The 19,441-nt window shown below is 37.7% G+C and carries 18 protein-coding genes and 2 tRNA genes; 13 read left to right on the forward strand and 7 right to left on the reverse strand.

Annotated features, from left to right (window positions below):
- Positions 1 to 9 precede the first annotated feature (9 nt).
- The 7 genes from AY601_RS17195 (at position 10) to AY601_RS17225 (ending at position 7,949) form a co-directional block, all read left to right on the forward strand.
- Complete coding sequence (locus AY601_RS17195; protein WP_068403281.1) at positions 10 to 4,587, forward strand: RHS repeat-associated core domain-containing protein; 4,578 nt, start codon at positions 10 to 12, stop codon at positions 4,585 to 4,587.
- Between the two features lie 3 nt (positions 4,588 to 4,590).
- On the forward strand, positions 4,591 to 5,028 hold the full coding sequence (locus AY601_RS17200; RefSeq protein WP_068403284.1) for an SMI1/KNR4 family protein: 438 nt from the start codon (positions 4,591 to 4,593) through the stop codon (positions 5,026 to 5,028).
- A gap of 61 nt (positions 5,029 to 5,089) precedes the next feature.
- Positions 5,090 to 5,521: a hypothetical protein gene (locus AY601_RS17205; protein WP_068403285.1), complete on the forward strand. Its 432-nt coding sequence runs from the start codon at positions 5,090 to 5,092 to the stop codon at positions 5,519 to 5,521.
- Positions 5,522 to 5,603: 82 nt separating this feature from the next.
- The gene (locus tag AY601_RS17210; RefSeq protein ID WP_068403287.1) at positions 5,604 to 5,921 is read left to right on the forward strand and encodes an HNH endonuclease; all 318 of its coding nucleotides are present in this window, start codon (positions 5,604 to 5,606) and stop codon (positions 5,919 to 5,921) included.
- 20 nt (positions 5,922 to 5,941) lie between these two features.
- A complete protein-coding gene (locus AY601_RS17215; protein WP_068403290.1) occupies positions 5,942 to 6,532 on the forward strand; it encodes a hypothetical protein in 591 nt (196 codons plus the stop codon).
- Positions 6,533 to 6,581: 49 nt separating this feature from the next.
- Entirely contained in the window at positions 6,582 to 7,175 is a 594-nt protein-coding gene (locus AY601_RS17220; RefSeq protein WP_068403292.1) for a hypothetical protein, read from the forward strand.
- 288 nt (positions 7,176 to 7,463) lie between these two features.
- The gene (locus tag AY601_RS17225) at positions 7,464 to 7,949 is read left to right on the forward strand and encodes a hypothetical protein (RefSeq protein ID WP_068403294.1); all 486 of its coding nucleotides are present in this window, start codon (positions 7,464 to 7,466) and stop codon (positions 7,947 to 7,949) included.
- 221 nt (positions 7,950 to 8,170) lie between these two features.
- Here the strand turns inward: AY601_RS17225 and AY601_RS17230 are convergent.
- The 4 genes from AY601_RS17230 to AY601_RS17245 form a co-directional block, all read right to left on the reverse strand.
- Positions 8,171 to 8,243, reverse strand: a tRNA-Phe gene (locus AY601_RS17230).
- Between the two features lie 116 nt (positions 8,244 to 8,359).
- Complete coding sequence (locus AY601_RS17235) at positions 8,360 to 8,740, reverse strand: DUF779 domain-containing protein (protein WP_068403296.1); 381 nt, start codon at positions 8,738 to 8,740, stop codon at positions 8,360 to 8,362.
- 2 nt (positions 8,741 to 8,742) lie between these two features.
- Positions 8,743 to 9,810 carry a 2,3-butanediol dehydrogenase gene (locus tag AY601_RS17240; protein WP_232324619.1) on the reverse strand — a complete coding sequence of 356 codons (1,068 nt, stop codon included), beginning with the start codon at positions 9,808 to 9,810 and terminating at the stop codon, positions 8,743 to 8,745.
- Between the two features lie 37 nt (positions 9,811 to 9,847).
- Positions 9,848 to 11,341, reverse strand: a complete 1,494-nt coding sequence (locus AY601_RS17245; protein WP_068403298.1) for an aldehyde dehydrogenase family protein — start codon at positions 11,339 to 11,341, stop codon at positions 9,848 to 9,850.
- A gap of 171 nt (positions 11,342 to 11,512) precedes the next feature.
- On the opposite strand from AY601_RS17245, the gene AY601_RS17250 reads away from it, so the two are divergent.
- From AY601_RS17250 to AY601_RS17260, 3 genes are all read left to right on the forward strand, one after another.
- Positions 11,513 to 12,433: an AraC family transcriptional regulator gene (locus AY601_RS17250; RefSeq protein WP_232324620.1), complete on the forward strand. Its 921-nt coding sequence runs from the start codon at positions 11,513 to 11,515 to the stop codon at positions 12,431 to 12,433.
- Positions 12,434 to 12,562: 129 nt separating this feature from the next.
- Positions 12,563 to 13,390 (forward strand): porin family protein, encoded by an 828-nt coding sequence (locus tag AY601_RS17255; RefSeq protein WP_068403300.1) that lies wholly within the window; start codon positions 12,563 to 12,565, stop codon positions 13,388 to 13,390.
- A gap of 45 nt (positions 13,391 to 13,435) precedes the next feature.
- Positions 13,436 to 14,863 carry a hypothetical protein gene (locus AY601_RS17260; RefSeq protein WP_157287989.1) on the forward strand — a complete coding sequence of 476 codons (1,428 nt, stop codon included), beginning with the start codon at positions 13,436 to 13,438 and terminating at the stop codon, positions 14,861 to 14,863.
- A 12-nt stretch (positions 14,864 to 14,875) separates the two neighbouring features.
- Here the strand turns inward: AY601_RS17260 and AY601_RS17265 are convergent, their stop codons facing one another.
- On the reverse strand, positions 14,876 to 15,349 hold the full coding sequence (locus AY601_RS17265; RefSeq protein WP_068403304.1) for a hypothetical protein: 474 nt from the start codon (positions 15,347 to 15,349) through the stop codon (positions 14,876 to 14,878).
- A gap of 419 nt (positions 15,350 to 15,768) precedes the next feature.
- Positions 15,769 to 15,841 (reverse strand) — tRNA-Phe (locus AY601_RS17270).
- A 211-nt stretch (positions 15,842 to 16,052) separates the two neighbouring features.
- Between AY601_RS17270 and AY601_RS17275 the strand changes: the two genes are divergently transcribed.
- The 3 genes from AY601_RS17275 to AY601_RS17285 are packed head-to-tail and all read left to right on the forward strand — an operon-like array spanning position 16,053 to position 19,005.
- Positions 16,053 to 17,348 carry a 4Fe-4S dicluster domain-containing protein gene (locus AY601_RS17275; RefSeq protein ID WP_068403306.1) on the forward strand — a complete coding sequence of 432 codons (1,296 nt, stop codon included), beginning with the start codon at positions 16,053 to 16,055 and terminating at the stop codon, positions 17,346 to 17,348.
- Positions 17,349 to 17,375: 27 nt separating this feature from the next.
- Positions 17,376 to 18,176 carry a (Fe-S)-binding protein gene (locus AY601_RS17280; RefSeq protein ID WP_068403307.1) on the forward strand — a complete coding sequence of 267 codons (801 nt, stop codon included), beginning with the start codon at positions 17,376 to 17,378 and terminating at the stop codon, positions 18,174 to 18,176.
- Positions 18,166 to 19,005 (forward strand): MBL fold metallo-hydrolase, encoded by an 840-nt coding sequence (locus AY601_RS17285; RefSeq protein ID WP_068403309.1) that lies wholly within the window; start codon positions 18,166 to 18,168, stop codon positions 19,003 to 19,005. Before AY601_RS17280 ends, AY601_RS17285 begins: the two co-directional genes overlap by 11 nt.
- Here AY601_RS17285 and AY601_RS25400 read toward each other — a convergent pair.
- Entirely contained in the window at positions 18,929 to 19,405 is a 477-nt protein-coding gene (locus tag AY601_RS25400) for a hypothetical protein (RefSeq protein WP_084359325.1), read from the reverse strand. The two genes, AY601_RS17285 and AY601_RS25400, sit on opposite strands and share 77 nt — an antisense overlap.
- Between the last annotated feature and the right edge of the window lie 36 nt (positions 19,406 to 19,441).

A 19,441-nucleotide genomic window follows, 5' to 3' on the forward strand; every position in this document is an offset into this window, starting at 1 on the left:
TATATTCTGATGAAAAAGATTAAAGCAACTAAACCGGATAAGTCTGCTGACAGATCAATCAGCCTGTCTGCAAGTATAACTAAAGCCGAACCAAAAAGTGACGGCGGAAGTCTAAGCGCGGGCAATTCTACGCCTGCCGTAATAAGCCCTTTAAAGTTGATTAAAGCCGAAAAGGTTGGTGGAAGTAATAAAGCTGTTCAGCATGTCAGCAAACATTTTGATATAGTTTTGGCTGTAGATTTTCATTGGACAACCATCCCTATTCCTCCTTCGTTTGGAATTATTCCATTACCACTACCCCATCCATTTCTGGGGATGGTATTTGATCCCATGGATTATCTGCGTTTTAATATCCCTGTACCTGCATTTGCACAAGGGCTGATTGGTATGCCAAGCATCCCAATGGGTGGTAGTGTTTTTGTACATGGCCGGCATAAAGCAACCACAACGACAACGGTAATGGGCGTACTGTTACCTTTCAGACATATCACTTCTCTTCCTGTTTATTTCATTGTGAATATTGCCGGATCTCCGCATGAGGGAGAGGTTTACTGGGGTTCCACAACGGTAAAAGCACAGGGTTCTGAATTAAGTGGTTCAAATCCGGGCCAGGTACTGACCTGCTGGTGTCCGCCAATGGGCTTAAAACCATTGCCTACTGTACCAGCTAAATTAAAAAAGAATCCACTGGCCTATTTTGCTTTTTACAGTGATTTATTGAGTATGTATGTGCAGATCAATACGGGTAAACCGGTATTGGTTGGAGCAGAATTCAAACCTCATCAGTATACACTCAAAGAATATGTAATGAGATTTGCAGCGATAGGTTTGATGCGGGGGCTAACTAAGATCGGTGGAAAATTGCTGACAGGGCTTAATCATATTCTTCAGAATATGTTCGGTGGCAAGTTCAAAAATAATCCTTTATCCAAAATACTTTGTTTCTATGGTCTGGAACCTGTTAATTTCGTTACAGGAGCTATGTTTTTTGAATGGACAGATTTTGAGCTGCCGGGAGGCCACACTTTACAATGGAACAATGTCTGGCGTAGTGATAAACCTTATGCGGGAATGATGGGCAACCAGGTTTATAACAATTACGATTTGTATATCTATCCTGATGCCGAAGCGGGAGTTGCGGGTTTCAGTCATCCTTCGGAAAACATGGTTATGCCGATGCCCTATATCGAACCTTATTCTGGAAGACAATATGACCGGACGCAGAAAATCTGGATGGAAAGACCGGATGAGCAAACATGGATTTTGACGATTAACCAGGATATTTATACTTATAAAGTATTTAAAAGTGCAGATTATGGTGAAATCTATCGGGTTGACCACATTGCTTATACGAATGGCAGTTCTCTTTCTTTTCAGTATAGAAACGGTTTGTTATCGGTTATCACAGACGATTCGGGCAGAAAGCTTGAAATGGAGCATACTGAAAATGGCGCTGCCATTGCTGCTGTATTTTATAAATACAAAAACACCAACCAGCTAATGGTCCGCTATGCTTATGATGAGCAGGGCAATATGATCAGGGTTTATGATCAGGCTGATCAAAGCATCAATTTTGATTATGATGAAAATAACCGGGTGATCAAAAGGGTTAACCGTAACGGCATGCAGTATTTCTGGCGTTATGATAGCCTTGGCAGGGTTATCCACACCGAAGGGCAAGATGGATTTATGAGTGGTACACTTCGCTATTTCCCTGAAGAAGGTTATAATGAGGTTCATTATCACAGTGGCAAAACGGAGCGTTATTTTTATGACGAGGATGATCTGGTTTATAAAAAAACAGATGCCATGGGCGGTGAAACCTGGTATGAATATAACCGTTATAATGAACGGAAAATGATAGCCAGCCCCGAAGGAAGAGTGATCGGTTATGAGTATGATGAAATGGGAAATATTACTACTTATCATATGCCGGATGGTGAAGCTTATACTTACCAATATGATTTACAACATAATCTTATCTTGCGCAGTGATCCTGCAGGGATGACAGAAACATGGACTTACAATGAACATAATCAGTTGCTGAGACATGTACAAAAAGATGGACGTATGCTGGAATTTTTCTATGTTGAAGGACAGCAATTACCTGTTTCCTGCAAAGATAACTCCGGACTTGAAATTCTTTGGACTTACAACAGACAGCATCAATTGATTGAAGCGGTTACGTCTGACGGGAATAGCCGCCGCTGGGAATATGATGATTATGGCAGATTGATCCGTTTTAGTCCAGACGGGTATAAAACCACCACATGGGAAAGAGATGATATGGGCCGGGTAACGGCAGTGAAATATTTTGGTGAGGAAGCGTTGAAATTCAGATATGATGCCTATGATCTTCCTGTTTATGCCAGTGATGGAAATGAAGAATGGCGTATGGATTACACGCCTATGGGTAGTTTAAAAACTCAAACCCGAAGCAGCCGTTTATCGGGCGAAACAGCTCAGACACTGCGTTTCACTTACGACAAATGGGAAAACTTAAAAGGAATTACGAATGAAAAAGGAGAAATATACAGCTTTTTAAGGGATGCAAATGATGATGTTATACAGGAAAATGGTTTTGATGGACAAGAGCAACGATATGTGCGTAACCGTGATGGGCAGGTTATTAAAACTTTACAACCTGATGGAAAAGCAGTGTATCACAATTATGATCTGGCTGGAAGACTGGTTTACAGCAAGTATGAAGATGATACTTATCAAGCCTTTCAATATGATAAGTTAGGTTTACTGATTGCAGCAGAAAACGAACTTTCTTCTGTTAATTTTAGTCGCAATCCATTAGGGATGGTTACCCAGGAAATTCAGGATGGACATAGTATCAGTTATCAATATGATGTTTTTGGTAATCTGGTAAACCTGAAGAGTTCTCTGGGGGCAGTAGTTGATTATCAGTATGACGCGATGGGTTATCTGAGTAATATGGCAGCTAAATGTGAAGGAGGCCCTGAATGGACTGCTGGAATCAGCAGAAATAAAAAAGGACAGGAAGTCCTCCGTAGTTTAAGCGGTGGTGTGACGGCAACTTTTGATTATGACCATGAAGGCCATCCGATCAGTCAAAAAGTAGAAGCTGCTAAGTCTATTACGTCTTATAAGCAATACGGCTGGGGACCAAATGATAAGCTGAATACTTGTCTGAATAGCATTACCGGTGGTAAGGTAAATTACAGATATGATACGTTTGGCAGTCTTTCTTCGGCAACTTATAGTGATGACGGAAAAGTTGTTTATAAGAATCCTGATGCTACCGGAGATTTGTACAAAACAGCTAACCGTAGTGACAGAAGATATGATAAAGGTGGAAAATTGCTGAAGGATGATCAGTGGTATTACCGTTACGATGCCCATGGAAATCTGGTTCAGAAAAGTAAACGAAATATAAATGGACTGGAAAGATCTGTGGTTACAGAACCGGAAGGGAACAGCTTATTTGAGAAGAAACTGAACTGGGGGATTGTTGATCCGAATAGTCCGGTGGCAGACCAGATTACCGGACTGACTGACGCACCTCCGGGATTACCAGAATGGCAGATTGGTGACTGGGCTTATGCATGGACGGCTGGAGGGATGATGAAGGCAGTGAAAAACCCTAAGGGAGAAGTAATTCATTTTGAATATGATGCACTGGGAAGACGACGAGCGAAGATAGTTGGCGAAAAAATATACCGTTACGTTTGGGATGGTAATTTGTTACTCCACGAATGGAACTATCCGCTGGCAGAAAGGCCAAATCTGGTAGTTAATGAAGATGGATTGCTGAGTTACGATAAGGATGAACCGTTGGGTGAAGAGCTGATTACGTGGGTATATGATCAGAATATATTTACTCCAAGTGCGAAACTGGTTAATGGAGAACGATATTCTATTGTCAGTGATTATCTGGGTACACCAGTCCAGGCTTTTGATGATACAGGTAAAAAAGTATGGGATTGTGAACTGGATATTTTTGGAAAAATACGTAAACTTACGGGGGATAAAGGATTTATTCCCTTCCGGTATCAGGGGCAATATGAAGATCAGGAGACTGGTTTGTATTATAATAGGTTTAGGTATTATGATGCAGAGATAGGAAAGTATATCAGCAAGGATCCGATTGGGCTAAATGGAGGAATGTCTCTATATAGTTATGTACATGATATAAATAGCTGGATTGATGTTTTGGGATTATCAACAAACCCTGGTAGCTTTACAACATTTACTGATAGTAAGGGCTTAACACTTACTGTTAATGGTTATACTGACATAAGTCATTTAAATGATGCTCAACTTAAAGCATTGTATTATGCGAATAAGGGTTCAGGTAGAGGCCTGTCTCCGAAAGATGCAAAGGGCAATGTAATAGTCCTACATCATTACAAACAAAAACCAGAAGGCCCAATTGTTGCTATGCCACAACATCAGCATGACAAACCACACACTAACCCTGGGCAACATCCAAATGGGAAGACTAAAGGTGGTGGCTTAACCGCTGATGAAAGAATTGCATTTAATGATTGGAAAAAGGATTACCACGCTAACCTAGCAGAGACTGAAATGAAATCTAGAGGACTAAAATATAAATAAAATATGAACGAGAACTTAATCAAAAGAATAGAAGATTTTTTATTCGATAAGGATAATTCATTATTCTTAGGCAAACCTGCAGAAGATAAAATAATTACTGATGCAGAGAAAAAACTAAATGTAAAATTTGACAAAGATTATATTCAATTCATTAAATTATTTGGAGGCAGTTTTGTTGGACTTCCTGTATATGCTTTCTCAAATTCAGAGATGCTATCAGGCCAAACAGTAGTCGACCTAACAAATGAATTTAGAGAATCTTATGAAGTTGATGACAGATGCCCAATTATACAATCAAGTTATGTCATTTCTGTTGAAGGCAATGGTGATCCTATAATGATTAATCCTTCGGGAGAAGTTTTAATTTACTACCATGATGATGATTTAGTGGAAACAATAGCCCCTTCATTTGAAAAATTGATAGAGAACAACCTGAATTGATCCTAAGTTCTAGAATTTAAAAATCTGAAGCAAGAAATTAAACGCATTGTAAGTCTAAAATATGTTATCAGATAAAATAAAGAATTTTTGCAAAAGCAAAAATTGGTGGTATGAGGAATTTACACAACAATATTCCAATGTAATATTAGATTTAGAAATCTCTTTAGATTCAGATTTTGCACAGTTCTATTTGCATGCAGAACAGGGGCCAACATTTTATAGCAGGAAAAAGGAACTCTATCAAATTTGTTGGTCTTCAATTAACTCATCGTATATGGATCAAATAAATCATTTACAAAAAGTATTGGCCATACCACATGAATATATTCCTCTTGACAGTTTTGAAGGTGAGGGTGGTTTTTTTTATAATCGAAAAACAGAAGAGGTCATAGAAATAGCATTAGGAGAAAAGTTGAAAGATTTTTTAGATGGTAAATTACTTCCTCAATGGAAAACCATTAATAGTTTCCTTGAGTGGTATTTTGAATTATAGCGAGCTCAATCTGTTTTTCCTACCGTAGCCATTCGATTATTTATGTTAGCTTATAAAAAGAGATAGCAAAATGTAATTAATCATGAAAAATAAACCCCTTAATAAAATGTCTAAATTTCATGATGTAATAAATGAATTTGATGTCCTGCAAAACAATTATGAATTTGACAATTTAACAGGTGGCAAAAAAGATTTTGATTTAGTACATGAAAGATTAAAGGAAAGCGGCGAGTTAAAATCAAAAGCCGAAGCTAAAAGGTTCTTAAAAGAGAATGGTTTAACAGCTCACCATCATCAGGATATGAGAACGATAGAATTGATTCCATCTGACTTACATAATAATGTGCCACATGAAGGGGGCGCATCTAAATTGAGAAAAATTACCGGAGCCTATCATTAAGCTATTAAAGCATAGAATATATGAAAAATAAAATAGAAGAACATTTTGATGAAATTGGAGGAGTTACATTTAATGCATCCAATCAAGTCTCATCTAAAGAATTTGAGCACGAAATAAATATATTGGAAGAATATTTCTCCTCTAAAATTAATAATGTTTTACTTGAAACATGGTTTCAGTATAACGGACAAATTTTTAAAGAGAGTATTGGGATCGAAGTGAAAGAGAATATTCCAATCTTGGGAGATTCGAAATTTATAGACTTTGGACGCTTTTTTTCCATTGTAAATAGAGGTGACAATGTTTTCGGGATGATTAAAAGCAATGATGATATATTTAATAAGCATTTCCTCCCTTTTTCGGAAGCACTAGAGGGTGATTTTTTTGCTTATAACATTATTGATAAAGGAGTATATTATATCCTACATGATTTTAATGAGAATGAAAAACCTAATTACAAAGTCTCTGATAGCGTTGAAAACTTCTTTTTATCCCTAAAGAGAGAGACCCAAGATCAACTAGAAGAAAACAATACTCCAAAATTAGTGAAAGAAAAAGTTTCATCTTCTCTATTGGATAAATTGAAAAAATTCAAAAAAGACAATCCATAGGTGTTTATTAATAATATCCACTAATAAAGAATAGACGTATAAATAATTTATGAAATCTATTAAGCCAAAAGAATCAGCCTTTATATATAATCCAAAAGGTAATGAACTAACCTTAATAGCAGACCTGAGATTTAATTATGATTTAAATTGCCGAAGATTTCTATTAGATGAAAATCCTTACGGTGAACCATCCCTAGTAGAAATATCTGATGTCAAAATCAATGAAGAATCAACAGTATTATCTTTTCATGCATTTTATCGAAAGAAAGAAGTTGATTTTAGATTAGAAAGCACCAATAGTCGTGACAATATAATTTTTCAAACAATTGCAAATTTTGACCTTTCATTTAATGGTAAAGAAGATCTTGATAAAGTTCAATTATTTTTCAAAGGCGGAAAATTCAACGAGTTAGAAACCCTAAAACAATCATCAGATTATGAATTAATTTCATCATTAACAATATTTAATGACAATGATGAAATTGTATTAATTAAACAGAATCCATGGGGTAGGTTTAAAGTAGGTGCTATCGAACTCACAGATAAACAGCAAATAATTTACAAATTGGAAGATGGTTCAAGTGGTATATATCAGGTAGATATTAATCCTGAAGTTTACAGTATCTTCTCTAAATTAATTTAATATTTCTATTGACAGTTTTGAAGGTGGAGGTGGTTTCTTTTACAATCGAAAACAGATAGCCCAATTGTTGCCATGCCACAACATATTGAGAAACTATTTCTCGAATTGAGTGGAGAAATGAAGACCTTCTTTGAGAAATTTGGATTAAAAGAAACTAAGGATAAAGTGTGGGAATTATGGCCATCCCGAAAAATATATACCACTCACTAGCTTGAATAAGAAGACACATGGAAAACATTTAATGAATTTTTAGAATCCACTCCCCCCACTATAGTCATCAGACTAAATATGAAATATAAACTCTTTGCCGAACTAAACGGATTTGTTATTTACAATCCATTACTACTAGAAGATTACTTAGATAAAAATTCTTTAGATAAAAAAGATGTTTTCAAACATTTTACAGAAACTGAACATGGTGACATAATTACCAGAGAAGGAATCGCTATTCCAATAATCGGACTTCCTGATGATTATTATAACTTTCAGATAGGGAATAAAACAACCGTACAAAATAAAATGATTGATTCTTCAGGCTGGATATTCAATGGTCAAAATGGAATAGTTAGAATAATTGGGATTGGTTACTTTAAAGATATGAGCGCTATAAACGAAATCAATAGTCTGAATTTTAGAATGGAAGAAGGTTGGAAAGAATTAAGTATAATAAGTTATTATGACGATGAGCCAGGATTTATACTAGAATTTGAGGCTGCTGACCATAAGCCAGATTTCTCCGGAGATCTCGAAACTAATTATGGATTTGAGTGGTAAGAAACAGATTTATTATTAGAATTATTAAGTCAAAAGGCAATGAGTTAGGTAGATTTCAAATGAAACCGTCCGAAACGTCTGTCAAACAACTATGATCAATTCAACAAAAAAACTGTCGAACTTCCCTGTATTTTATAGTCTGCATTACAAAAAGTGACAGAAAAATACTTTAAAAATCAAAAAAGCCTGTTTTCATTATAAAAACAGGCTTTTTGTAGAAGTGGTGTGGGCCGGGATCGAACCGGCGACACAAGGATTTTCAATCCTTTGCTCTACCGACTGAGCTACCGCACCATCCTTTTATTAACATGATTTCGATCATGCTCCACCTCGGTTGGTGGGCTGCAAATGTAGTTTCTTTTTTTGGATTTCAAAATGGTTAGTGCATTTTATTTAAAAAAAATGCATTTTTATTCATCTGAGTCAGAATTCACAGGCTCCAGTGTCTTCAACTCTTCTTCAGTAAACAGCCTTGAATGTATAATAAATCCAACATCCAGCGTTGATTCAAGGGAGAAACCGGCGGCTCTCCCTTCAATAACATCTACAGTAAGCTGGGTATGTTTCCAGTATTCAAACTGATCTCCAGCCATATAAAACTTACATCCTTCAATTTCTCCAAGGCAAACATCATTAGATCCGATCAGAAAACCTCCTTTTTCAAAACAATGTGGATAGGATCCCTCACAACATCCTCCGCTCTGATGAAAAAACAGCTCACCATATTCAACTTTCAATTGATTGATTACACCTATGGCTTTTTCTGTAACTAAGATTCTCTTGCTGCTCATGATTATTTAGCAATTTTAACCAATATTTTCACCTGTGTAGGATTGTTCAGCAATGCTTCAAACCCTTCTTCTACGATATTTTCAAGCTCAATTCTTGCAGTTACTAGTTTTTCAACAGGCATTCTGCCAGTATGAATCAGCTGAATCACTTCAGGAAAGATGTTCCGGTAAGCTATAGTACCCTTAATGGTAATTTCACGCACAACCAGATCAAAAGCATTCGTGGTGACCGGTTTTCCAAAAAGAGCGACTAATAAAGCAGTACCTCCATTTTTCAAACTAGCAATTCCAGCATCATAAGTTGCCTGCACACCTGCCGCATCAATATAAATATCCGCACCGCCAGCAGTTAATTGCTTAACCTGAGCTGATACATCCTTTTCTTTTCCGTTGATGACCTGGGTAGCACCAATTTCAAGCGCTTTCTCTAAACGTTTTTCGGCAACATCTACAACAATCACGGTTGCAGCACCTGCTGCAATTGCAGCCTGTACACAGAGTAACCCAATCGGCCCGGCTCCAAATATAACACAGGACTGTCCGAGCTTTAATCCACTGCTTTTTACCGCATATACAGCTACCGCAGCTGGTTCAACTAATGCGCCTTGCTCAAAACTCATGTGGTCCGGAATAGGATGTACCATATAATCTTCTACGACAACAAACTTCGCAAAACCACCGTTCGAAGTTAGTCCGATAAAACCCAGAGGTTCTGACAGATTATACTCACCAGTCACAATAAAGGGACTTTCAGGATTTCTAAAAAGAGGCTCTACTACTACACGGTCCCCTATTTTCACTTGCTTAACTTCTTCTCCAACCTCGGTTACCACGCCAGAAAATTCATGGCCTAAAGTGGTTACGCCGATATGTCCGTTTAAAGGATAGGGCACATCTGCAGGAATCAACATCGGCCCGTGCGCATACTCATGCAAATCAGAACCACAAATACCTGCGTACTGCACTTCTATTTTCACTTGTTTACTATCCGTTGAGGGTATAGGGGCATCTTCTACTCTAATATCTTTAGCAGCATACCAACGGGCAGCTTTCATAACAGGAACCGACATATAAAAAAATTGTTTAATAATAATTCAATAAACTAACCTAAAAGAATCCTAATCTGTTCTTGTCATAAGAGATCAGCATATTCTTAACACTTCTGTAATGGTCCAGCATCATTTTATGGTTTTCTCTGCCAAATCCGGATTTTTTATATCCGCCAAATGGTGCATGGGCTGGATAAGAGTGATATTGGTTCACCCATACACGACCAGCCTGGATAGCACGTGGCACCTGATATAACTCATGCGCATCACGTGTCCATACGCCGGCACCTAACCCATATAAAGTATCATTTGCAATTTCAATAGCTTCTTCGACTGTTTTAAAAGTAGTTACGCAAAGCACCGGGCCAAATATTTCTTCCTGAAAGATCCGCATCTTATTGTGCCCTTTAAAAATAGTTGGTTCGATATAATATCCTGTTTCCAACTCACCTGGTAATTTATTGATACCTCCGCCGGTCAAAACTTCCGATCCTTCTTCAATTCCTATTTTGATATAAGATAATATTTTTTGATACTGCTCATTGGAGGTTTGCGCACCCATCATACTTTCTTTATCCAGCGGATTCAGTGTTTTAATGGCTTTTGTACGTTCAATAACGCGGCTGATAAACTTATCATAAAGCCCCTCCTGTATTAATAACCGGGACGGACAGGTACAAACTTCTCCTTGATTCAATGCAAACATCACTGCTCCTTCTACTGCTTTATCAAAGAATTCATCATCCTGGGCGCCTACAGAATCAAAAAATATGTTTGGCGATTTACCGCCTAGCTCCATTGTCGATGGGATAATGTTTTCTGCAGCATACTGCATAATTAAACGGCCGGAAGTGGTACTACCTGTAAAAGCAACTTTAGAAATTCTCGAAGAAGTAGCAAGGGGTTTTCCAACTTCCAGGCCATAGCCATTGACAATGTTTAACACACCGGGAGGAAGAATATCACCAATTAACTCCATTAAAATAATGATAGATACTGGAGTTTGTTCTGCTGGTTTAACGACTGTACAGCAACCCGCAGCTAATGCCGGCGCTATTTTCCAGGTGGCCATTAGTAAAGGGAAATTCCAGGGTATAATCTGTGCTACGACACCTATTGGCTCGTGCAGCACGATACTTACTGTATGTTCATCATGTTCTGCTATAGTGCCTTCTTCACCTCTGATTACTCCTGCAAAATATCTGAAATGATCTACTACCAAAGGCAAATCTGCCGCTAGTGTTTCTCTGATAGCCTTCCCGTTATCAATGGTTTCGACTGTAGCAAGGTATTCTAAGTTATCTTCTATTTTCTGCGCAACTTTCAACAGGATATTACTCCTGTAGGTCGGAGAACTTTTACTCCAGGTTTTAAAAGCTTCATGTGCTGCATCGAGTGCCAGCGCTACGTCTTCTTTACTTGATCTTGCTGCTTTTGTAAATACTTTCCCGTCTATAGGGGATATGTTATCAAAATAGATGCCTTTTACCGGCGGCACAAACTTGCCTCCAATAAAATTATCATAATGGGATTTAAATGCCGGTCTTTCCATGAGGGTATGAATTTATGATTTGGTTAATACAAACGTAATGGCTAATCGGGACCGATGGTAGGACAATTGTTGCAAGTAGTAGCATTATCGTTGCAGAAAGAGTGTGCGAGCGTCTTGAAATAAACTTATATTTGGGTATACGCCCTTATTACTAACCAAATTTTACTGATCATGATGCAGCATAAATTAAATCTTGTGGAGTTGAGTAAGGAAGCGAATTTACAAACCTTGGTAGAAAACAGAACCGCTTATACACTGGAACGCTGTGAACTGAATGTGTTTGAAACTTATTCTGAGTCGTATAAGGTACCTTTGAGCTTTAGTGATTTTGTAATCACAAGCATGCTGCGCGGTAAAAAGATAATGCATCTTTGCGATCGGCAGGGTTTCGATTATTTGCCGGGAGAGACTGTTATTGTCCGCCCTTCACAAATGATGGAAATAGATTTCCCCGAGGCTTCTGGTCAGAATCCTGCACAATGTATTGCGCTGGCCATAGATAATGATCAGATTAAACGGACTATCCGTTATCTGAATGAGTATTTTCCTAAAGCTACTGCCGGTGAGGAGTGGTCGCTAAATTATGAAGAATATCATTTCTACAACAATGAAGAGATTTCTTTTCTGATCAATAAGATTATCAGGATTTGTGCCGAGGGATCTAAAGAAAAGGATGTACTGGCAGACCTGACCTTAAAGGAACTATTGGTCAGGATTATGCAAACTCAAAGTTTAAAAACGATTGGCCGTACTGGCAATGATACGAATCATAATCCTCTGGCTTATGTAATTGGTTACATCAGGGCTAACCTGAGTGAAAAATTAAGTATTCATAGTTTAAGCAGCAAGGCTTGTATGAGCAAAGCCACTTTTTACAGATTATTCAAGCGGGAATTGGGTATCAGTCCAAACGATTTTATTCTGACAGAAAAGATAAACCGCGCAAAACAATTGCTGGCCAGCCCTGGTTCAAAGATTGCTGCAATCAGCTATGAACTTGGTTTCAGTGATGCCAATTACTTTATCCGCGTTTTCAAAAAACTGGAGGGTATCACTCCCGGAAGTTATCAATTGCAATTTTCAGCATTATAATATTGCGGTTCTATTATTATAGGGTTATAGGATAAGATCTCAAAAATTATTTATTACAAACAAAAAGCCACTTTAATAGATAATTCAATACATTTACGGCCTAAGAAAATAAACCACTTAACGCTCAAAATGTTATCTCCTATTAAAATTAAATTTATTGCTCAGGCAATTTTAAAATTACCAGTCCTTTTTCTTTTAACAACAACATTAATATTTTTTCTTACCAATATTGCTTTGGCACAGGAAAGTGAGAAAAATGATAACCCTATCAAATTCCAGGATTCTTTAAAAAACAGACTTGAGGTTGGTATTGCCGCAGGTTTGAGTTTAAACCACTTTAGTAAAGGACAACCTCAAACAGGCTCAAATACAGGCTATACTGCCGGAATTTCAGTTAACTATAAATTAGTCAAAGGAATAAGTCTGCAATTGGAGGTCAATTCGCTACAACAAGGCGGAAGCATGATTCGTTTCAAAGATGACACCAGATTTGATTTACCAGAAAGTTTTGAGACTAAAAATGTTAAAAACAGTTCCTATAAACTAAATAGTATTGAAATCCCTTTTTTAATTAATTACACCTTTAAGATTAAACCGTTATGGAAGCCGTCCATATATGTTGGCGGAAGTTATGCTTACACCTATAATATAAACGAGAGTTATCAAAAAACGGGAAATCTCCTTCCAGGTGAAGATATCATTGCAACGGTCACTGCTTCACAGAATGCGACCAATTTGTTTAACGCTTCAAGATTCAACCTGATAGCCGGTGCAAATTTAAAATTGCCATTAACTTCAAGGCTCCTGCTCCTTATAGATATGAGATATTTAAATGGTTTGTCATCAGCCAGGGATAAATATTCTTATATGGAGAAAGTTGGTTTTGGAACGAATATCAGAACGAACTCCTTCCTTACAAAATTAGGCATCATTATGCCTCTGTCATCTCTTAAATAAGAGTTTCATTTCCTCAAAACTTACTTAAATAAATAAGCGTAATATATGAAGTCAAAATTTACTATTTTAACAGTTATGGCGTTCGCTATTCTGATTGCTGGCTGCAGCAAGGATAAGTTTAACGAGAACGATGCCATCAATGCCCAGAAAGACCTGCTGAATTTAAAATATCAGCATGAACTTGATCTTGAAACACTGAAACAAAAAGGTGCTACTGCTATGCAGCAGTTAATTAATACAGCTGCACTTGAGCAGGTAAAACTTAACGACAGTTTAAAAATAAAGAGTGCTATCGCTGCAAAAAAGCAGGATTATAGTTTAAGAGTTGTAGATGTTATCTCTAATGCTCCATTGTCGGATGCTGATGTTACTGTTTCTTCTGAAGGAAAAATATTCGCAGCAAAAACAAATGCGCAAGGTATAGTTACTTTTACTGCTTTGTATTTATTTCCGTCAAGTACTTTTCTGATTTCAAAATCTGGTTATGCTGCAACCCAGATTTCACTATATCTTGCTGCTGCTGGAAATGTGAAATTGTGGAATACTACGGATTTATCAAATGAGATCACTGGTAGTCTTTATATTGAAACAGACTTAACAAACAATACTTCGGAGAAAGTGGGAGCTAAAGTATTAGTTACAGCTGCTGCTAATATTCCAACGAATTCTTCATCAGAGACTTATACTGTTTATTTTCCAACGTACACTGATGCAACTGGTACTTACAGTATTAAAGTCCCTGCCGCTCCAAATGGATATACACTTTCTTTTGAGCAAATCACTGCTGATCAAAGACTTTATGTGAATGCAACTGAAGACGATGCTATAACCTCATTTCCAAGTAGCTTGCCTAGGTTAACTACAGTAAAGACCTATTTTAATGTAAATAATTTCAATGCTCCAGTTCCAACAGTATATAACTCTTATTACTTTAAAGTTGCAGCTGACAAGACTGGTAAAACATTGTATATTCCAGGAAACACCTATTATAATTATTACAATCAGGTGCTATTATCTTCTGCAGGTGATAAATTTCAAGTAGAAAAACTTAATATCACCAATACACAAAATAATAATAATCCAGATTTTAGTATGTTCACCTACGATGCTAATGCTAAAATTAATGTAGAAATAGTTGACGTAACCGGGAATACTATAACATCAGCCCCTAAATTAATGGCTACCACAGGATCGAATGGAAAGATAGCTTATACTTACTCTCCTGAGGGTGGCAGTGGCTATGTTCATCTTAAAAGAGATGATGCTGGCGTTTTAGTTCCTGGTGCCAAAGGTGTTGTTTTAAAAGCTGTCTCCTATGACTCTTATAACTATGTATTAAGCAATTACAGCAATATAAATAGCGTAACAAACAGAGGGGTAAGCAATACTTATTTGCTAAATAATAAAGGAGATAAAAAAGTTGTCAACTTTTACTACGGTTCTGGCGATAGCAGAGTAAAACAAGTTTACTAGTTAGTAAGACATTTAGTTTAATATAAAAAAAGAGGATGTGTCCTCTTTTTTTATGCTTCGTTTTACAGCAGTAAAAGTTTCTCCTGTTGAACCTGTATAAAACACAAAAAGCCTCTGAAAACAAAAAAGCTCCTGATTACTTTGATAAGAGATCGGCCAACGCTTCAGCGGAATTCTTAGGGGGAGGAAAGATCCTGATTTTTCCAGGCTTGCTACTTTGACGAAAGTTCTCTGATGCCTTTGGGTTTCCATTGCTTGTTTCCTTGTGCCCAGTACAGAACTTTTGAAACAACCTGTACGCCAAACTGCTGCTTTAAAAATGAAATCGTCCAGGATTCCCTTTGAAAATTTACCCGTTAAACTTCCCATAATAAATAAATAAATGCCTTTCCACCAATGTAAGCTATTCGCGTTAAAGATTATCCTGATGCGTAAAAAATGTCCGTAATTGTCCGCAGCTGTCTGCAATTGTCCGCAGTTGTCCATGGGTTAGTCAAAGGGAAAATTATAATTTCATTAATCTTCAACTAGTTATGGTTTGGTTGTGCCTGAGTGGTGGTCGGGATGACACCGGGTTGTAAACAGGCTGTAAGCATGGCAGGTCCATGTTGTTTCAACTAGTTGTTTTGACTTGGACTTGCCATGGACTCAACTTGCTCTTACCTTGGTCTTACCCTAACGAGTACCCGACCAGTACTCAGGCAGTACCCGGACGATACAGCTTTATTATTTAGCTATTTTGAATTTATTTACGAACAGCCCGGCCTTGTTTCCCCTGAGTCATTCCCATGCAAATTGAAAGCTTGATCCGTAAAAGTTTACTTCTGTTGAACCTGTATAAAACACAAAAAACCTTTGAAAACAAAAAAGCTCCATTTCATACGAAATAGAGCTTTTAGAAGAAGTGGTGTGGGCCGGGATCGAACCGGCGACACAAGGATTTTCAATCCTTTGCTCTACCGACTGAGCTACCGCACCATCTTATTTAAACATGTTTGATCATGTTCCCCTCGGTTGGGAGTGCAAATGTAGTTTCTTTTTTCGAATTGCAAAACTTTTTCTGAAAATAATTTAAAAACCCCTCAGAATTATTTAAAACGGCTCTAAATTTGAAATAATTATGCAAGCATAGTATTTTTTCTCTGCTAATTATTTTAACTTAGCATGACTGTAAAAGATTAACCAAATAATGATTTCACAAATTCTATTTATAGCAATCACTTTAGCGGCCATCGCCTTATTCAGTTTCAACCTGAAAAAGGTCATCCGTAACATCAGAATTGGTAAAGCGGCAGACCGTACCGACCAGCCTCAAAAAAGATTGATGACCATGATCAGAGTTGCCCTTGGGCAAAGCAAGATGGTGGTACGTCCGATTCCTGCTGCACTGCATTTTGTAGTCTACATTGGTTTTGTGATTATCAATATCGAAGTACTCGAAATTATGATTGATGGAATGTTTGGCACTCACCGTGTGTTTAATGGGCTGGGCGGCTTGTATAACTTTTTGATAGGCTCATTTGAGATCCTGGCTTTAGGGGTATGGGTTGGTTGTGCTATTTTCCTGATCAGAAGAAATATTTTAAAACTGAAAAGATTAAACAGTCCTGAACTGAAAGGCTGGCCAAAATCTGATGCCAATTATATCCTGATCACAGAAATCCTGTTAATGACAGCATTCCTGTTGATGAATGCGGCAGATGCTAAACTACAAGCTTTAGGTGCACATCATTATATCACTGCTGGTGCTTTTCCTGTGAGTCAGTTTCTGCAAAATCTATTGCCAGGCAGCGAAAGCAGTCTGATCGCTATAGAAAGAGGTTGCTGGTGGTTTCACATTATAGGTATCCTTGCCTTCCTGAACTACTTGCCTTATTCCAAACATTTCCATATCCTGTTTGCCTTTCCCAATACTTATTTCTCTAATTTGGAACCAAAGGGTGAATTTACGAATATGCAGAGTGTAACCAATGAGGTCAAAGCAATGCTGGATCCATCCTTCACTCCTCCTGAGGCTGAAGCAGGCCGGTTCGGTGCAAAAGATGTAAATGACTTATCATGGGTAAACCTGATGAATGCTTATACCTGTACCGAATGCGGACGTTGTACAGCTGTATGTCCTGCCAACATTACAGGCAAACTGCTTTCTCCACGCAAAATCATGATGGATACGCGTGACCGCATGGAAGAAGTAGGTAAAAATATTGATAAAACAGGCACCGGTTTTGAAGATGGAAAGTCACTGATTGATGATTATATCACCAGAGAAGAATTATGGGCTTGTACAAGCTGTAATGCTTGTGTAGAGGCCTGTCCTATCAATATAGATCCGCTGGCAATTATTACAGACCTGAGAAGGTATGCGGTCATGGAAGAATCTCAGGCTCCCGCAAGTATCAATGCAATGCTTGGAAACATTGAAAACAATGGTGCGCCATGGAAATATTCTCCGGCAGATCGATTGAACTGGGCAAAAGAAAGTTAAATTTTAATCTATTACTCAAGCTGAATAATGAGCGAGAAACTAAATATAGAAGTGCCTACCATGGCAGAAATGATTGCCAGGGGCGAAGAACCTGAAATTCTATTCTGGGTAGGTTGTGCAGGTAGTTATGATGAACGCGCACAAAAAACAACACGGGATATTTGTAAAATCCTTCACCATGTAGGTATTAAATATGCCGTATTGGGAACAGAAGAAAGTTGTACAGGCGACCCTGCCAAGCGTGCTGGAAATGAATTCTTATTTCAGATGCAGGCGATGACCAATATCGAGGTATTGAATGGTTACAATATCAAAAAGATCGTAACAGGCTGTCCGCATTGCTTCAATACTATTAAAAATGAGTATCCGGGTTTAGGGGGTAATTATGATATTATTCACCATACCCAGCTGATTCAGGAGCTGATCAATGATGGCAAGCTGAAAGCTGAAGGAGGCGAAAGTTTTAAGGGTAAAAAAATCACCTATCATGATCCTTGTTATTTAGGCCGTGGTAATGGTATATATGAAGCGCCAAGAAAAGCTTTAGAGGTTTTAGATGCACAATTAGTGGAGATGAAACGTTGTAAATCTAATGGTCTTTGTTGTGGTGCCGGTGGCGCTCAGATGTTTAAAGAGCCAGAAAAAGGCAATAAAGATATCAATATCGAGAGAATTGAAGAGGCATTGGAAACAAACCCAAGCATTATTGCAGCAGGCTGTCCTTTCTGTATGACCATGCTAAGTGATGGCGTTAAAATGAAAGATCAGAATCAAAATGTCCAGGTATTAGATATTGCAGAAATTACAGTAAGAGCAAATGGGTTGTAATCCCCTTTTTATTACGTCAATAAATTCAGGCAGCAATGGCAATTGTTATTACGTAGGTAATGCGCAGGAGGCCGTGCTGATTGATGCTGGAATATCCTGCCGCGAAACTGAAAAACGGATGCTGCGGCTGGGTTTATCTATGGGCAAAGTGAAAGCTATTTTCATTTCCCATGAACATGGTGACCACATCCGTGGCTTAACTGTCATGGCGAAGAAATACCGTATCCCGGTTTATATCACTCCGGGAACAATAGGTAATAGTAAACTAGAATTGCCAGAAGATTTAATCAACTCATTTTTTAGCCACCAGGTAGTCCAGATCGGATCGTTGCAAATCACGTGTTTTCCTAAAATTCATGATGCAGCAGAACCGCATAGTTTCATGGTTTCGTGCGGGGAAATTAATGTTGGTGTGTTTACTGATCTTGGTATAGTTTGCGAACAGCTTACCCTCCATTTCAAACAATGTGATGCAGCCTTTCTCGAAGCGAATTATGATGAAGATCTTTTACACCATGGTAATTACCCTTATTACCTTAAAAAAAGGATTAGTGATGGTTTTGGTCACCTGAGTAACAAACAAGCCTTAGAACTATTCACAACATCCCGCCCGGCCAAGCTGACACACTTATTGCTTTCACATTTATCAAAAGATAATAACAACCCAGTTTTAGTAGAGAATCTGTTCAAAGAACATGCACAAGATACAATGATTGTTGTGGCTTCGCGTGATATGGAAACCCCGCTGTTTACTATTGGCGGATCTTCTGGCTCATCTGTTGAAATTTCTCCATTAACTGATTCAACTCCTCTGGTTCAATATTCTTAAGTGGTATGGCCATAAAAGTGGCCATACTATCAATATCATTACCTTTGGTATCATTATAAGTCTGTACAATAACATCATCACCTTTTGTGTGTAAAATTAAGCTTCCGGACTGTGATGTCCCTGCATAATCCAAATCCTTGTATTTTAAAAAGTTAAAAGAGAAATATTCTATCTTTCCATTGTTAAAAAAGCACTTATAACGACAGAAACCACTGTTAGTAATCCGTAGTTCGTACTTCTTTATACTCCCTCCTTTAGCCTCTTTATTGTAGTGATCTTCTAATTTTTGCTGAACATATATAGCTTCTTCTTCTATTGGGCTATAGGATGAAAAGGAAAGAAAAACAGCACATAACAACGTATACGCACTAATTTTTAAGAAGATTGTAAACTTTTTCATCTCAATTGCTATTTGGGTAAATCAATTTAAATAAAA

The organism is Pedobacter cryoconitis (assembly GCF_001590605.1).
Lineage (GTDB): Bacteria > Bacteroidota > Bacteroidia > Sphingobacteriales > Sphingobacteriaceae > Pedobacter > Pedobacter cryoconitis_A.

Bases quoted from the DNA above. Each gene is read 5' to 3' on its own strand.
- AY601_RS25400 (WP_084359325.1), bottom strand. From the start codon at position 19,405: ATGAAAAAGTTTACAATCTTCTTAAAAATTAGTGCGTATACGTTGTTA.
- AY601_RS17275 (WP_068403306.1), top strand. From the start codon at position 16,053: ATGATTTCACAAATTCTATTTATAGCAATCACTTTAGCGGCCATCGCC.
- AY601_RS17280 (WP_068403307.1), top strand. From the start codon at position 17,376: ATGAGCGAGAAACTAAATATAGAAGTGCCTACCATGGCAGAAATGATT.
- AY601_RS17235 (WP_068403296.1), bottom strand. From the start codon at position 8,740: ATGAGCAGCAAGAGAATCTTAGTTACAGAAAAAGCCATAGGTGTAATC.
- AY601_RS17215 (WP_068403290.1), top strand. From the start codon at position 5,942: ATGAAAAATAAAATAGAAGAACATTTTGATGAAATTGGAGGAGTTACA.
- AY601_RS17220 (WP_068403292.1), top strand. From the start codon at position 6,582: ATGAAATCTATTAAGCCAAAAGAATCAGCCTTTATATATAATCCAAAA.
- AY601_RS17225 (WP_068403294.1), top strand. From the start codon at position 7,464: ATGAAATATAAACTCTTTGCCGAACTAAACGGATTTGTTATTTACAAT.
- AY601_RS17285 (WP_068403309.1), top strand. From the start codon at position 18,166: ATGGGTTGTAATCCCCTTTTTATTACGTCAATAAATTCAGGCAGCAAT.
- AY601_RS17240 (WP_232324619.1), bottom strand. From the start codon at position 9,810: ATGTCGGTTCCTGTTATGAAAGCTGCCCGTTGGTATGCTGCTAAAGAT.
- AY601_RS17255 (WP_068403300.1), top strand. From the start codon at position 12,563: ATGTTATCTCCTATTAAAATTAAATTTATTGCTCAGGCAATTTTAAAA.
- AY601_RS17260 (WP_157287989.1), top strand. From the start codon at position 13,436: ATGAAGTCAAAATTTACTATTTTAACAGTTATGGCGTTCGCTATTCTG.
- AY601_RS17250 (WP_232324620.1), top strand. From the start codon at position 11,513: ATGATGCAGCATAAATTAAATCTTGTGGAGTTGAGTAAGGAAGCGAAT.
- AY601_RS17205 (WP_068403285.1), top strand. From the start codon at position 5,090: ATGTTATCAGATAAAATAAAGAATTTTTGCAAAAGCAAAAATTGGTGG.
- AY601_RS17245 (WP_068403298.1), bottom strand. From the start codon at position 11,341: ATGGAAAGACCGGCATTTAAATCCCATTATGATAATTTTATTGGAGGC.
- AY601_RS17265 (WP_068403304.1), bottom strand. From the start codon at position 15,349: ATGGACAACTGCGGACAATTGCAGACAGCTGCGGACAATTACGGACAT.
- AY601_RS17195 (WP_068403281.1), top strand. From the start codon at position 10: ATGAAAAAGATTAAAGCAACTAAACCGGATAAGTCTGCTGACAGATCA.
- AY601_RS17210 (WP_068403287.1), top strand. From the start codon at position 5,604: ATGAAAAATAAACCCCTTAATAAAATGTCTAAATTTCATGATGTAATA.
- AY601_RS17200 (WP_068403284.1), top strand. From the start codon at position 4,591: ATGAACGAGAACTTAATCAAAAGAATAGAAGATTTTTTATTCGATAAG.